12 protein-coding genes are annotated in these 14,032 nt (G+C 71.9%); 2 read left to right on the forward strand and 10 right to left on the reverse strand.

Annotation, left to right across the window (positions count from 1 at the left end):
- Positions 1-303: 303 nt before the first annotated feature.
- Positions 304-1,848, reverse strand: a complete 1,545-nt coding sequence (locus tag J8403_RS22250) for an MFS transporter (RefSeq protein WP_211124702.1) — start codon at positions 1,846-1,848, stop codon at positions 304-306.
- A 161-nt stretch (positions 1,849-2,009) separates the two neighbouring features.
- On the opposite strand from J8403_RS22250, the gene J8403_RS22255 reads away from it, so the two are divergent.
- Together J8403_RS22255 and J8403_RS22260 are read left to right on the forward strand one after the other, a co-directional pair.
- Positions 2,010-3,014, forward strand: a complete 1,005-nt coding sequence (locus J8403_RS22255) for an Lrp/AsnC family transcriptional regulator (RefSeq protein ID WP_211124703.1) — start codon at positions 2,010-2,012, stop codon at positions 3,012-3,014.
- Between the two features lie 198 nt (positions 3,015-3,212).
- Positions 3,213-3,662: a phospholipase gene (locus J8403_RS22260; RefSeq protein WP_211124704.1), complete on the forward strand. Its 450-nt coding sequence runs from the start codon at positions 3,213-3,215 to the stop codon at positions 3,660-3,662.
- Between the two features lie 180 nt (positions 3,663-3,842).
- On the opposite strand, the gene J8403_RS22265 is transcribed toward J8403_RS22260, so the two are convergent.
- The 9 genes from J8403_RS22265 to J8403_RS22305 form a co-directional block, all read right to left on the reverse strand.
- Positions 3,843-4,703, reverse strand: a complete 861-nt coding sequence (locus tag J8403_RS22265) for an HAD family hydrolase (RefSeq protein WP_211124705.1) — start codon at positions 4,701-4,703, stop codon at positions 3,843-3,845.
- Positions 4,700-5,977 carry a serine--tRNA ligase gene (gene serS / locus J8403_RS22270; protein WP_211124706.1) on the reverse strand — a complete coding sequence of 426 codons (1,278 nt, stop codon included), beginning with the start codon at positions 5,975-5,977 and terminating at the stop codon, positions 4,700-4,702. The genes J8403_RS22265 and serS overlap by 4 nt, the downstream gene beginning before the upstream one ends.
- Positions 5,978-6,575: 598 nt before the next feature.
- Entirely contained in the window at positions 6,576-7,511 is a 936-nt protein-coding gene (gene pheA / locus J8403_RS22275) for a prephenate dehydratase (protein ID WP_086705870.1), read from the reverse strand.
- A 115-nt stretch (positions 7,512-7,626) separates the two neighbouring features.
- Complete coding sequence (gene efeB, locus J8403_RS22280) at positions 7,627-8,868, reverse strand: iron uptake transporter deferrochelatase/peroxidase subunit (RefSeq protein WP_211124707.1); 1,242 nt, start codon at positions 8,866-8,868, stop codon at positions 7,627-7,629.
- Positions 8,865-11,012: a copper resistance CopC/CopD family protein gene (locus J8403_RS22285; protein ID WP_211124708.1), complete on the reverse strand. Its 2,148-nt coding sequence runs from the start codon at positions 11,010-11,012 to the stop codon at positions 8,865-8,867. Before J8403_RS22285 ends, efeB begins: the two co-directional genes overlap by 4 nt.
- A gap of 6 nt (positions 11,013-11,018) precedes the next feature.
- Complete coding sequence (locus tag J8403_RS22290) at positions 11,019-11,510, reverse strand: copper chaperone PCu(A)C (protein ID WP_211124709.1); 492 nt, start codon at positions 11,508-11,510, stop codon at positions 11,019-11,021.
- Entirely contained in the window at positions 11,507-12,169 is a 663-nt protein-coding gene (locus J8403_RS22295) for an SCO family protein (RefSeq protein WP_211124710.1), read from the reverse strand. Before J8403_RS22295 ends, J8403_RS22290 begins: the two co-directional genes overlap by 4 nt.
- Before the next feature lie 144 nt (positions 12,170-12,313).
- Entirely contained in the window at positions 12,314-13,069 is a 756-nt protein-coding gene (locus J8403_RS22300; RefSeq protein WP_425519823.1) for a YcnI family copper-binding membrane protein, read from the reverse strand.
- 96 nt (positions 13,070-13,165) lie between these two features.
- The gene (locus J8403_RS22305; protein WP_211124712.1) at positions 13,166-13,981 is read right to left on the reverse strand and encodes a hypothetical protein; all 816 of its coding nucleotides are present in this window, start codon (positions 13,979-13,981) and stop codon (positions 13,166-13,168) included.
- Between the last annotated feature and the right edge of the window lie 51 nt (positions 13,982-14,032).

Raw genomic sequence — 14,032 nt, forward strand, 5'->3', positions numbered from 1 at the left:
GGTCTGAAGTTCGGGTGATGGTCACGCCCCACCAGCCAGGGGCTAGGCCGCCCGTATCCAGGGACCAGGAGCGGAGGCTGCCCACCTCTTTCGGACCCAACCGACGTGACATCGCTGCCCGTCGATCCGTCGCCCGGCCGAGGCTCCCACTCGCGTTGCCTCCGCGCATAACGCGTATATGGAAGAACGATCCGATCGCGTAAGGGTTACTCGCACCGCCTGCGTTGACGGATGTCGGCCTCACGCGGCGAAGGGGCGGGCGCCGTTGGGCGCCCGCCCCTTGTGGCTCGCGTCCTCCACGGCTCAGGCGTGGATCGGCTCCGCCGGGGATTGCTCCGGGGTCGGCTTCGGGAGTGCTCCGCCGGGGCCGCCGCGGACGACGGCGAGGACCAGGAGGCCCGCCGCCAGGGCCGCGATGCCGGAGATCAGGCAGATGCGGTCGAGTCCGGCCGCGAACGACTCGTGGACGAGTGTGCGGGCCGCGTCCGCGTGGGCCGGGGGCGCGGCGGCGATGACGGCGTCGGCGTGGCCGCCGCTGATGGCCTCGGCGGCCTGTCCGGTCGCCCGGGCCGGGACGGCGCCGCTGTCGTCGACCATGTCCCGCACCCGCGTCGCGAACACCGTGCCCAGGACCGCGATCCCCAGGGCGTAGCCCAGCTGCCGGAAGGTGTTCACCGCGCCGCTGGCCATGCCCGCCCGCTCCGGCGGGGCCGAGCCGAGGGCCGCCGAGACCAGCACCGGCATGGCCAGGCCGATCCCCAGACCGGCCAGCGCCAGGCCCGGGACGAAGGCCGTCCAGTCCGCGTCCGGGGTCACCATGGCCGCGTTGACCAGCGCGCCCGCGCCCACCAGCAGCAGTCCGCCGCCGAGCGACCGCCCGGGGGCGACCCGGTCCAGCAGCCGTCCGCCCGCCGCGCCGACGACCAGCGAGACGCCCGCCATCGGCGTCACCGCGAGCCCCGCCTGCACCGGGCTCATCCCCAGCACCGACTGCAGCCACAGCCCGGCGTAGGTGAGGTACGGGAAGGCCCCCGCCTGCAGCAGCAGGGCCGCGGCCATCAGCACCGCGAACGTCGGGCGGCGCAGCAGCCCCAGGTCCAGCAGCGGCTGCCGCTTTCCGCGCTCCACCAAGGCGAAGGCGAGCAGCGCGATCGCGGCCGTCACCAGCGCGGCGACCGTGCCGGTGTCGGCCCAGCCCTCCTCGCCGCCGCGCATCAGCCCATACGTCAGCGCCCCGGCGCACACCGTGAACGAGGCGGCGCCCGGCCAGTCGATCCGTACGCCCGGCGCGCCGCGCGACTCCTCGATGGAACGGACCGTGATCCACACCGCGATCGCCGTCAGCGGCAGATTGACCAGGAAGATCGCCCGCCAGTCGACGTACTCGGTGAGCACCCCGCCCATCACCGGGCCGATCGCCGCGGCCGCCCCGCTCGTACCGCCCCACACCCCGAAGGCGATACCGCGGTCGCGTCCGGAGTAGGTCGCCATCAGCAGCGGGGTGTTGGTGGCGAACATGGCCGCCGCTCCCACGCCCTGGACGGCGCGGGCCGCGATCAGCACCCCGGCGTCCGGTGCCAGACCGCAGACCAGGGAGGAGAGCGCGAACACCGCGAGGCCGACGAGATACAGCCGCCGCCGTCCGAAGAGGTCCGCCGCAGAACCGGCCACCATCAGCAGCGCGGCCAGCGCCAGCGCGTAGATGTCCATCACCCACTGGAGGGAGGTGAAGGACGCGTCGAGTCCCCGCGCCACCTGGGGCAGGGCGGTGTTCACAATCGTGACGTCTATCAACAGCATGAAATTGCCGAGCGTGATGGCGGCGAGCGGCCACCATGATCTGCGCATGACTGACTCCGGGATTCGGGACGTGCCGACAAGGGGACGCGAGGGCCGGCCCCCGATGGCGGCCCGGCGGTCCCCGCGGCTCTTACGGTCGTCCTGGCCGGTCCGCTCTTCCAGCCAGTACCGCCTCGGTGGCGATATCCGACGTCCGCTAGCTTTGTGCGGTGGAATCCGACGCGTACGACGACCTGGACCGGGCGCTGGTGCACGCCCTTCAGCTCGACGGCCGGGCCCCCTTCAGCCGACTCGCCGAGGTGCTGGGCGTCTCCGATCAGACCGTGGCCCGCCGCTACACCCGGCTGCGGACGACCGGAGCGATCCGGGTCCTGGGGCTCACCGACCCGGCGGCGGTCGGCGATGTGGTCTGGCTGGTGCGGGTGCGGTGCCTGCCGGACGCCGCGCTGCCGGTGGCCGAGGCGATGGCCCGGCGGACCGACACCTCCTGGGTGCATGTGCTCTCCGACGGCACCGAGGTCGCCGCGTCGACACGAGCCGCGTCCGGCCTGGACAGCGATGCCCTGCTGCTGCGCAAACTCCCGCAGACGCCACGGGTGGTGGGGGTGAGCGCGCACTGCGTGCTGCATGAGTTCTACGGCGGCGATCAGGGCCTGGTCAACAAGACCGATGCGCTGACGGCCGAACAGGTCGGGCGGCTGCGCCCGCCCGCGCCGGACCGGTCGAAGCGGCCGCGCGGCCCGGTGGGCGCCGAGGACCGCAAGCTGCTGGACGTCCTCGCACGGGACGGCCGCGCGCCACTGGCCGAACTGGCCGCCGCCACCGGCTGGTCGCAGTCGACGGTGCGCCGCCGGCTGGCCGGTCTGCGCGCCGACGGCACCCTGTACTTCGACGTCGACTACACCCACCGGATGTTCCGTCAGGGCGTCACCACCACGATGTGGCTGTCGGTAAGGCCGTCGGATCTCGCCGCCACCGGGCAGGCGCTCGCGGACCACCCCGAGGTGGCGTTCGCATGTGCGACCACCGGAACGAAGAATCTGATGGCGACCGTGGTCTGCGCCGATGTCCCGGCCCTCTACACCTATCTGACGACCCGCATCGCCGAACTGCCCTCCGTGCTGGACATGGAGACCTCCCCGATCCTCCGACGGGTCAAGGGCCCCGGGCCGCTGCTCACCCCTCCCTCCCGGGTGCCTCTGCGTGCCTCCTGAACGACCCGCGCAGCGGCGGTAGTTGGAGGAAGGTCCGAAACTCCGCTGGTCGAACTCTGTTCATCTCTACGTCGGTGTAGATCTTGACGGTTGTCAGGGACCTGCCCAACTCTTGGCGTGCGCTGGATCACACCGCGCCGCCCCCGCGCCACAAGCCATTGAGGGGGCGTCAGAAGTGAAAAAACGGGAGGAACCGGAATGCGTCGCCTCGTCACGAGTCTCGCGGCCACCGCTGTCACCGCGGCCACCGCCATCGCCCTGGCCGCACCCGCCCAGGCGGCCCCCGCGGACAAGCCGCAGGTTCTCGCCAGCTGGACGCAGACCAGCGCCAGCAGCTACAACACCTGGGTCGCGGCGCGGAACAACCAGGGTGCCTGGGCCGCCTACGGCTTCGACTGGTCCACCGACTACTGCAGCAGCTCCCCCGACAACCCCTTCGGCTTCCCGTTCCAGACCGCCTGCGCCCGGCATGACTTCGGCTACCGCAACCACAAGGCGATGGGCATCTTCGACGCCAACAAGGCGCGCATCGACAGCGCCTTCTACGAGGACCTCAAGCGGGTGTGCAGCGCCTACAGCGGTGCCACCAAGACCTCGTGCGACGGCACGGCGTGGACCTACTACCAGGCGGTCAAGATCTTCGGCTGACCCGTCCTGGACCGGGCTCCCTCTGCGGCGGCCGAGGGAGCCCGATCACCGGTGCTGGGCCCCGATGCCGGGCGGCCCGCCGAGGCGGCCGCGCCGGCATCCGGCCGGTTCACCGGCGCGCGCTGTCGTCACTGACGGCGCTGTCGTCACCGGCGCGCCACCGTCACCGGTGCCCTGCCGTCACCGGCGCGCCGCAGGAAAGAGCCGCTCCAGCACCACGGCGATGCCGTCCTCCGCGTTGGACGCGGTGATCTCGTCGGCGACGGCCTTCAGATCCCGGTGCGCGTTCGCCATCGCGACCCCGTGCTTCGCCCAGCCGAACATCGGGATGTCGTTGGGCATATCGCCGAACGCGATCGCGTCCCCGGCGGTCATCCCCAGCCGGCGCGCGGCCATCGACAGGCCCGTGGCCTTCGTCAGCCCCAGCGGCAGCAGCTCCACCAGTCCCGTACCGGCCATCGTCACCCCGACCAGGCCCCCGGCGGCCGTCCGGGCGGCGTCCGCGAGCGCGTCGTCGTCGTCCAGCTCGGGGTGCTGGATGTAGAGCTTGCTGATGGGCCGCGACCACAGCTCGGCCGGGTCCGTGAACGGCACCAGGGGCATCCCCTCGTGGTCCATCCGGTAGCCCTCGCCGAACAGCACCTCGCCGTCCAGCCCGTCGCGGGCCGCGGCCAGCGTCAGCGGGCCGATCTCCGCCTCGATCTTCTCCAGCGCCAGCAGGGCCACCTGGCGGTCCAGCGTGACGGAGGTCAGCAGCCGGTGCTCACCCGCGTGGTAGAGCTGGGCGCCCTGGCCGCACACCGCGAGCCCCTGGTAGCCGAGGTCGTCGAGTATGTGCCGGGCCACCGGGACGGTCCGCCCGGTGACCACGATGTGGGCGGCGCCCGCCGCGGTGGCCGCGGCGAGCGCGTCACGGGTCCGCGCCGAGACGGTGTGGTCGGGGCGGAGCAGCGTCCCGTCGAGATCGGTCGCGACCAGTCGATAGGGGAGCTCGTCCGTCGGTCCGGCGAGCCGCTCGTCCGTCGGTCCGGCGCTCGTCACCGTGCGACCGGTTCCAGGACCTCGCGTCCGCCCAGGAACGGCCGCAGCGCCTCGGGCACCCGCACCGAGCCGTCGGCCTGCTGGTGGTTCTCGAGGATCGCGACGATGGTCCGGGTGACCGCGCACAGCGTGCCGTTGAGCGTGGCCAGAGGACGGACCTTCTTGCCCTCGCGCATCCGGATCGACAGCCGCCGCGACTGGAACTCGGTGGTGTTGGAGGTCGAGGTCAGCTCGCGGTACTTGCCCTGCGTCGGGATCCACGCCTCGCAGTCGAACTTCCGCGTCGCCGACGAGCCCAGGTCACCCGAGGCCAGGTCGACCACCCGGAACGGCAGCTCGAGCGAGGTCAGCCACTGCTTCTCCCAGTCCAGCAGCCGCTGGTGCTCGGCCTCGGCGTCCTCCGGGGTCGTGTAGACGTACATCTCGACCTTGTCGAACTGGTGCACCCGGAAGATTCCCCGGGTGTCCTTGCCGTACGACCCGGCCTCACGGCGGAAGCAGGAGGAGAACCCGGCGTAGCGCCGCGGCAGTTGGTCCGCCTCGAGGATCTCGTCCATGTGGTACGCGGCCAGCGGGACCTCGGAGGTGCCGACCAGGTAGAGGTCGTCCTTGTCGAGGTGGTAGACGTCCTCGGCGGCCTGGCCGAGGAAGCCGGTGCCCTCCATGGCCTTCGGCTTGACCAGCGCCGGGGTGAGCACCGGGGTGAAGCCCGCCGCGGTGGCCTGTGCCATCGCGGCGTTCACCAGTGCGAACTCCAGCAGGGCGCCGATGCCCGTCAGGTAGTAGAAGCGCGAGCCGGAGACCTTGGCGCCGCGCTCGGTGTCGATCGCGCCGAGCAGCTCACCGAGCTCCAGATGGTCCTTGGGCGCGAAGCCCTCGGCGTCGAAGTCGCGCGGGGTGCCGATCGTCTCCAGGACGGCGAAGTCGTCCTCGCCGCCGACCGGGACCGCGGGGTGGACGAGATTGCCCAGCTGGAGCAGGAGCTGCTGGGTCTCCTCCGCGGCCGCGTCCTGCTCGGCGTCGGCCGCCTTGACGGCGGCGGACAGCTCGCCCGCCTTCTTCAGCAGCTCGGCCTTCTCGTCACCGGAAGCCTTGGGGATGAGCTTGCCGAGCGCCTTCTGTTCGGCGCGCAGCTCGTCGAAGCGGACACTGGAGGACCTGCGCCGCTCGTCGGCGGTCAGGAGGGCGTCGACGATGCCGACGTCCTCTCCACGGGCGCGCTGGGAGGCGCGCACACGATCGGGGTCCTCACGGAGCAGGCGAAGGTCAATCACCCCACCAGGTTACCGGTGTGACCTCGGGTGCTCGACGCGATATTCCTTTGCGTCCCGTTTTGCCCTCTTTTGGGGCTGTGGGTAAACCGGGGAATTCCTGTGACGGCCGCCGTCAAGGAATGCCTGCGCATTCCCCGAAAAGGGGCAAAGAGGCGGCGTCGAGTCGACCTTCTTCCCTTGTGTACAGGGTGAGTTGAGGCCCGGTTGTCCACAGGGGTGGGGGGAATCCCCGGAGTTATCCACAGGCTGTGTGTGAGATCTGTGGATGTCGCGGTGATCGCTGAGACCCCCAAGTGCTCGGCGATGGATTCCCCTATCAAACCGCGTTCACACACTCCACAAGAGAGGAATCCCTCACTCCAAAGAGTTGGTCGAGGGAATTGGGGTGACAAGTGAGTGATGTTCGACGATGGGGCCGCATGCGGCTTATGGGGCGATGTGACCGCCTCGCCGGATTGATGATGTCGACTTATCCCCAGCATGCCGCGTCAGCCTGTGGATAACTTTTCCGCAGCGATTCCGACGATCCCCAGCAGCCGGGCGGCGCTCAGCCCCGGACCCGCCTCAGCCCCGGACCCGGCTCAGGCCCGGACCCGGCTCAGGCCCGGCCGTCCTGGCAGCGGGCCAGCCACTCCGCCGCCTCCGTGAACGCCTCGTCCGAGGTGCCGTGCCGCAGCTCCGCCAGGTCCTCCGCCGTCACGCCCGCCCGGGGATACGAGCCCAGGAACCGCACCTTCGGGCAGATCCGCTTCAGCCCCATCAGGGCCGAGCCCACCCGCCGGTCGGTGATGTGCCCCTCACAGTCCACCGAGAAGCAGTAGCGGCCGATGCCCTCGCCGGTCGGGCGCGATTCGATCCGCATCAGGTTGACCCCGCGCGCGGAGAACTCCTGCAGCAGCTCCAGCAGCGCGCCCGGATGGTCGTCCCCGAGCCAGATCACCACGGACGTCTTGTCCGCGCCCGTGCGGGCGGCGGGCCGGGCGGGGCGGCCGGCCAGGACGAAGCGGGTCATCGCGTTCTGCGCGTCGTGGATGTCGGTGACCAGCGGCTCCAGACCGTACCTGGACGCCGCGAACTCGCCCGCGAACGCCGCGTCGTACCGCCCCTCCTGCACCAGCCGGGCGCCGTCCGCGTTCGAGGCGGCCGATTCCCACAGGGCGTCCGGGAGGTTCGCCGCCAGCCAGTTGCGGACCTGGGGCTGGGCGACCGGATGCCCGGTCACCGTCTTGATGTCCGCCAGCGCGGTGCCCGGCCGTACCAGCAGGGCGAAGCTGATCGACAGCAGCACCTCGCGGTAGATCATCAGCGGTTCGCCGGTGGCCAGCTCGTCGAGGGTCGCGGTGACGCCGCCCTCGACCGAGTTCTCGATGGGGACCAGCGCGGCCGCCGCGGCACCGGAGCGCACCGCGTCGAGCGCCACCGGCACCGAGACCATCGGTACCAGCTCCCGGGTGGCGGCCTCCGGCATGGACCGCAGGGCGGCCTCGGTGAAGGTGCCCTCGGGGCCGAGGTAGGCATAGCGGCTGGCCGACATCACGGTCGCTCCCTGTGATCAGACGAGACCGCCACGATACTCGCGTCCCCGAACCCGGCGGACTCGCCGGTCACCCCTTGGACGCGGGCGACCGGGGGCGGCTCGTCCCCGTCTCCTATCCCTCCAAGAGTGCCTGACCCACGTACTCGCCCGGGGCGCAGCCCGGGGGCACCGCGAACAGCGCGCTGGCCTCGTGCCGCAGGAACCGCGACAGATCGTCCCCCAGGTCCAGCTTCCGCTGCACCGGGACGAACCCCTTCATCGGATCCGCCTGCCAGGCGATGAAGAGCAGCCCGGCGTCCGGCGCCCCGTCGTCGCGGAAGCCGTCGTGGTACGAGAAGGGCCTGCGCAGCATCGCGGCGCCCTGGTTGGACGCGGGCGCCGCGACCCGCACATGGGCGGCGCCCGCGATGGCCAGCGCACCGTCCGCGTTGACCTTGTCGAGCCGGACCGGGGTGGTCTCCGTGCCGCCGGACAGCGGGGCGCCGTCGGACTTGCGGCGGCCGACCACCTTCTCCTGCCGCTCCAGGGAGAGGTGGTCCCAGGTGTCCAGCAGCATCCGGATGCGCCGGACGACCGCGTAGGAACCGCCCGCCATCCACGCGGGCTCGCCCTTCTCCGGTACGAAGATCCGCCGTTCGAAGTCGTCGTCGGCCGGCTTGGGGTTGTTGGTGCCGTCGATCTGTCCCATGAGGTTGCGGGTGGTCATGGGGCGGTCGGTGGCGCCGGGGGTGCGGTTGAAGCCGTTCATCTGCCAGCGCAGCCGGGCCGTGCCCGCGGCCTCGCGCTGCAGTGCGCGCAGCGCGTGGAAGCCGACCAGCGCGTCATCGGCGCCGATCTGGATCCACAGATCGCCATTGCTGCGCTTGGGGTCGAGCTCGTCCGAGACGAAGTCGGGCAGCGGAGCGAGCGCCTCCGGCAGCTGGTCGTCGAGTCCCGCCTTGCCGAAGAAGGTCCGCCCGAAGCCGAAGGTGACCGTAAGGGACGACGGACCGGCATCGAGCGCGATCCCCGTGTCGTCCGGCGGGGTCTCGCCCGCCATCAGCTCCTTCGCCGTTCGCGACCAGCGGCGCAGCAGTGCGGCGGCCGCCTTGCGGTTCGCACCGGGCGCCAGGTCGAAGGCGAGCAGATGGCCGTGGCCCTGGAGAGGGGTGGTGATGCCCGCCTGGCGCCTGCCGTGGAAGGGCACGGCGGTGGCGCCCAGGGAGCTGAGGGGTTCGGGTACCTCCCGCGTCGCCTCGGACGCGTAGGCACCGGCGGCTCCGCCGGCGACCAGTCCGGCCGCGCCGGCGGCACCCGCCGAGCCCAGCAGACGCCGCCGGGAGATGCCGGACGAGGGTGCTTGCTCTGTCGTCATTGCGCGACTTTCACGTTCCTGGTCTCCGTCACCTGGTCGATGTCGGAGGTTCGTACGGTCAGGGAGAGCTGCCAGGTGCCGGCCATGGGGAGCTGGACGGTCTTGGCGCTCCAGTGCCCGGTCGAGAGGCGCTCGAGCGGGATGCGCAGCGGCCCGATCCCCTTCGACTTGAGCGTCAGCGACAGCTTGACCTCGGGGACGTCCACGGGACGGTCCGCCAGGTCGGTGGTGAAGACATGCAGCGCGTTGTCACCCGGCAGAGCGGGTTCGATCATGACAACGGCCTTACCGCGGCCGCTCTTGGGGCCCGTGTTATAGGGGACGAGCACGCTCACCGGGTCGACGTTCAGCTGGCCGCCGGGCTTGGTGGCCGGGGCGCTCGCCTGCTGGGTCTCGGCCCGGCCGGGCTGGGTGCCGCTCAGCACGGTGGCCACCGCCAGCAGCACGACGGCCACGATGGTCTCGGCGATCACCGACCGGCGCAGACCGCTGCGCTCGCGGTCGGCGTCGCGCTCCCGCAGCGTGGCGGTCTTGTCCTTGGCGGCCCGCTGACGGGCGAGCTGGGCGGCGCGTTCGGGATCGTCGGCGTTGGTGTCGTCAGCGTCGCCGGCACCGTCACCGGGCTTGTCTCCGGACCCGGTCTCGGCGTCGGCAGGGGTGTCGACCGTCGCGTCGGCAGCGCCGGTACGGACCGGCCGCGCGGCCTTCACCGCGGCCTTGGCCTCAGCCTTGGTCCCGGCCTCCGCCTTGATCCCGGCCTCAGCCTTGGTCCCGGCCTCCGCCTCGGCCTCCGCGTCCGCCTCGGCCTCCGCGCCTGTCTCCTCCGCCGCGTCCGTCTCCTCCGCCGCGTTCGCCGTGGCATCCGTAAGGCGGCCGGTCCAGCGTCGCGACATGGCCGCGATGCCCAGGAGCACCGCCACCAGACCCATTTTGACCAGCAGCCATCGCCCGTACTCGGTGTCGGTCAGCGCCCCCCAGGAGCCCACCTGCCGCCACGACTGATACAGCCCGGTGACCACCAGGGCGACGACCGACCCGAAGGCCAGCCGCGAGAAGCGGCGCACGTCCGCCCGCCCGATCGGCTCACCCGCCCGGAGCGTCACCGCGAGCGAGGCCAGACCGCCCAGCCACACCCCGACCGCGATCAGATGGATCATGTCCACCGGCATGGCCAGCTGCCGCTGGAGGCCGACCGAGGCGTGCTCGGCCATCGCCCAGGTCGCGGAGAGGCCCACCGCCATCACCGTGCCGCCGAAGCCCAGCCCGAAGGCGAGGTCCTGGCGGCGCCGCGCGTCCGCCTCCCGCTCCCCGGTGCGACGGGTGTACGAGCCGAAGAGGACGGCCAGGAAGACCGCCGCCGCGCCGAGCAGCAGCAGCCGGGACAGCAGTGCCGCGCCCGGTTTGGTGGACAGCACATCGCCCAGCCGGCCGAGGTCGAGGATCCCGCCGATCCCCTCGCCGTCGGTGTACGGCCCGCGCAGCAGCAACAGCAGCAGGCTGGCCGTGAAGACCGTCACCCAGCCGCCCACGGCGATCTTCCGCACCGGGCGGGAGGACCGGCAGAACCCGGCGAACACACTGCCGCCGACCAGGGCCGCGAACCCGCCGTAGGCGGCGTACCGGCCGATTCCGTAGAGCGTGCTGACGGTGCTGTCGGACGCCTCGCCCGTGGGCACCTTCGCCGTGGTCTTGGACGGGGCGCCGATGGAGAAGGTGAACGCGCCGCTCACCGGGTGGCTGTCCTCCGAGACCGCCTTCCACGCCACCGTGTAGGTGCCGTCCGGAAGCCCGGAGTGCAGCCCGGCGGCGGCGGTCGACGACTTGCCGCCGACATGGGCGGTCTTCCCGGTGTCCACGCGCTTGCCCTTGGGGTCGAGCACGCGCACCGAGTCGCCGGAGAGCAGCACGCCCTCCGAGAAGTCCAGCGTGACCTCCCTGGGCGCGGTCTTCACCACCGAGCCGTCGGCGGGGTCGGTGGAGGTGAGCGCGGCATGCGCGGACGCGGAGCTCGCGCCCACGCTCAGCGCGCACAGCAGCGCGGCGAGCAGGGTGCCGCAGATCGCCATCAGCCGCCGGGCGGTCGCGGTGGTCCGGGAGGGGGTCGCGGTGGGCCCGGCGGGGGCCAGGGAGGTCAGCGAGGGCATCGGGTGTCAGTCCTTGGGGCGGTACGTCGTCGGCTCGACCGGGACTTTGATCTCGATGGGGTCGGATGTGGCGAAGTGCAGGGTGAAGCTGACCTTCTCACCGACCTTCGGCCGGTGGGAGAGGTTTGTCAGCATCAGATGATCTCCGCCGCTGGACAGCTCGACCCGGTCGTTGGCCGGGACGTCGAGCGAGCTCACCTGTTTCATCCGGGTGCCCTGGGTGGTGTGCAGGGTGACCTCGGAGGCGAGCGGAGTGGTGACGGACGTCAGCTCGTCGGCGCCGCCACCGGCGTTCCGCACGGTCAGATAGCCCGCCGCCATGTCGGTCAGGGGCGGCTGGGAGACATAGGCGCCGGTCACGGACAGCTTGGGGTCGCCCCCGCCCTTCCCGCCGCCGCCGTCGCCCGAGCAGGCGGCGAGCGCGGCGGACAGACCGAGGGCGAGGACGGCGGCGGCCGCCTTACGGAGGCCGGGAACGCCAGGGGCCGCCGCTGTCACGGGTTCCGCCCCTCGATGATCTTCGGCAGATCCTTGGCGTAACGATCCGCCGTGGCATCCGTCGTGTAGATCCAGTGACCCTTGTCGTCCTTGGGCGAGAAGCCGATCACCTCGGCGCCGTGGCTGACCGTGATGCTGCCGTCCTTCTCCTTCTTCGGCTTCTCGATGAAGATGCCCAGCGGCCGCGCGGCGGCCTCGATGGTGTTGAAGTCGCCGGTCAGGCCGACGAAGTCGGTGCCGCCCTGGGCGTCCAGCCAGGAACGCATCCGCTTGGGGGTGTCCCGGGCCGGGTCGGTGCTGACGAAGACGACGCGCAGCTTCTCCCGCTCCGCCTTGGGGAGCTTCTTCACGGCGAGGGCGACGTTGCTCATGGTCAGCGGGCAGACGTCCGGGCAGTGGGTGTAGCCGAAGAAGAGCAGGGTGGGCCGGCCCTTGGTCTCCTTGAGCAGGTCGTACTTCTTGCCGTCGGTGTCGGTGAGGGCGAGGTCCGGCTTGGCCTTCGCCTGGTCGAGGACGATGGCCTGCCCCGACTTCTGGCCGCCCTTGACCTCGGCGGCGGCCGCGTTGTCGCCCTTGCCGCCGCTGTCCGAGCCGCCGCAGGCGCTGAGGGTGAGCGCGGCGGCGGCGACGATGGCGGTGGCCAGGATTTTGGTGCGCATGGAGCTGTTCTCCAAAGAGAGAAGTGGTTCGGTGGCGCGCGGGGGCGGCGGACACGGGCGTCCGCCGCCCCCGCCGGGATCACACGGCCGGTTCACGACCGGTGGTCACCGGCGGTTACCCGCGTACGGTCGGGTGGTCGACGGTCAGGCGGAGCGGCGGCGGCTGACGACCACGCCGTAGGCGACACCGGCGGCGCCGATGACGATGCCGACGATGCCCAGCACCCGGGCCGTGGTGTCGCTGCTGTCCTTGTCGTCGGAGGAGTCGGCCGAGGCGGAGTTCTCGGCGCCGGCCTTCTCGGAGCCGCTGTCCTTGCCCTGTCCGGAGGCCGCGGCGGCGTCATGGCCGTCCGAGCCCTCGGCCGGGGCGACCAGCTTGAGCACCGGCGCCGGGTTCTCCGGTTCGGCGGCGCCCTCCTTGGGCTCCTCGATCCAGCGCACGACCTCCTTGTTGTCGTACGTCTGGAGCGCCTTGAAGGCGAGCTGGTCGGCGTCGTCGGGCAGCTGGCCGACCGACAGCGGGAACTGCTGGAACATCCCCGGCTCGATCTTCCCGCCGGACCAGGTGACCTTGGTGACCGCCTCGCTGATCTTCTCGCCGTGCATCTCCATGGGCTTGGGGAGCTTGGACTTGGTGACCTTGACGTCCCAGCCGGGCACCGGCTGGGGCATCACCGAGGCGAGCGGATGGTCAGCGGGCAGGGTCACCTCGAGCTTGACGGTGGAGGCGTCGTCGCGCTCGTTCGGCACCTTGAAGTTGATGGTGCTGTAGCCGCCCTTCTCGGCCTCGCCGGGCTGCACGCTGACGTGCGCGAAGGCGGGGCCCGCGGCGAGCAGCACCAGGCCGCCCGCGGTGAGGGCTCCGATGACCGGCAGACGGCGAAGAGGCATGGCGTTCATGTCAACACTCCAGGGACAGGAATGATCAGATGGGTGGGCGCGCGTGCGGCGACGTCGCGGCCACCCTCCGGTCCCGCTGGAGGAGTGTCGCGTCGGTCAGGCCGCGAGGTCGCAGGCCGGCGGTCCCCGCCTGATCACGCTGTGCTGGAGGACGAGGGCCGTCGTCCCGCCCTCGTCCCGATCGGCCGTGCGCGGACGGCACGGCCCGCCGTAAGGCGCTCCCGAAGGGGCCAGGAGCACCCGTACGAGCTTCAGGGCGGCGCGCAGCGCCCGTACGAGCGCGGCCTCCGCGACCCCGCGCGCCCCGTCCACCGACAGCCGCACCGCCCGCCATACGGCCATCTCGCCCCGGCGCAGCAGCCAGCCGATGGCGAGCGCGGCGAGCAGATGGCCCAGGGTCATGGGCAGTGACGGCAGCAGGCCCGCCATCCCGGCCGCCCGCTCCGCCGGGGCGGCGGACGACGGCATGGTGTGCGGGCTGTGCGCGGCGGACGGGTCGATGCCCGCGTGCGCGACGATCCGATGGGCCGTGGTGGCGTCGAGCCGTCCGGGGCCCGACGCGCACAGCAGCCTGGCGGCCAGGCCGATGACGTGGCCCTGGGCGGCGTCGGCCCGCTGGGCGGCCTCCTCGGCGGCCGTCGCCCGGTGTTGCCCGAGCGCGAAGAGCGCGTGCAGCGCGAGCTGCCCGACGGCCAGCAGGGCCGCTATCCCGGGCAGCGACCGCTCCCGCCCGGCCAGCGTCAGCGCCACCGTGAACATCGCCGCGCAGCCCACGCCCACCGTCCACAGCGGCACGGTCGCGCAGGAGGCCAGCACGTGCCCCGCCGCGGACAGCACGACGCAGACCGCGGTGAAGACCGCGGCCCGCAGCATTCGCAGATCGGCGCCGGCACGGGCGACAGGGGAAGCCATGGCGGCGCCATCATCCCACTGGGTGGGCGCATTCCCTACGGCGGGTGGGGC

The organism is Streptomyces yatensis, assembly GCF_018069625.1.
In the GTDB taxonomy this organism is placed as follows: Bacteria; Actinomycetota; Actinomycetes; order Streptomycetales; family Streptomycetaceae; genus Streptomyces; species Streptomyces yatensis.

Bases quoted from the DNA above. Each gene is read 5' to 3' on its own strand.
- J8403_RS22250 (WP_211124702.1), bottom strand. From the start codon at position 1,848: ATGCGCAGATCATGGTGGCCGCTCGCCGCCATCACGCTCGGCAATTTC.
- J8403_RS22260 (WP_211124704.1), top strand. From the start codon at position 3,213: ATGCGTCGCCTCGTCACGAGTCTCGCGGCCACCGCTGTCACCGCGGCC.
- pheA (WP_086705870.1), bottom strand. From the start codon at position 7,511: ATGTCGGCCAGCCGCTATGCCTACCTCGGCCCCGAGGGCACCTTCACC.
- efeB (WP_211124707.1), bottom strand. From the start codon at position 8,868: ATGACGACAGAGCAAGCACCCTCGTCCGGCATCTCCCGGCGGCGTCTG.
- J8403_RS22285 (WP_211124708.1), bottom strand. From the start codon at position 11,012: ATGCCCTCGCTGACCTCCCTGGCCCCCGCCGGGCCCACCGCGACCCCC.
- J8403_RS22295 (WP_211124710.1), bottom strand. From the start codon at position 12,169: ATGCGCACCAAAATCCTGGCCACCGCCATCGTCGCCGCCGCCGCGCTC.
- J8403_RS22300 (WP_425519823.1), bottom strand. From the start codon at position 13,069: ATGAACGCCATGCCTCTTCGCCGTCTGCCGGTCATCGGAGCCCTCACC.
- J8403_RS22305 (WP_211124712.1), bottom strand. From the start codon at position 13,981: ATGGCTTCCCCTGTCGCCCGTGCCGGCGCCGATCTGCGAATGCTGCGG.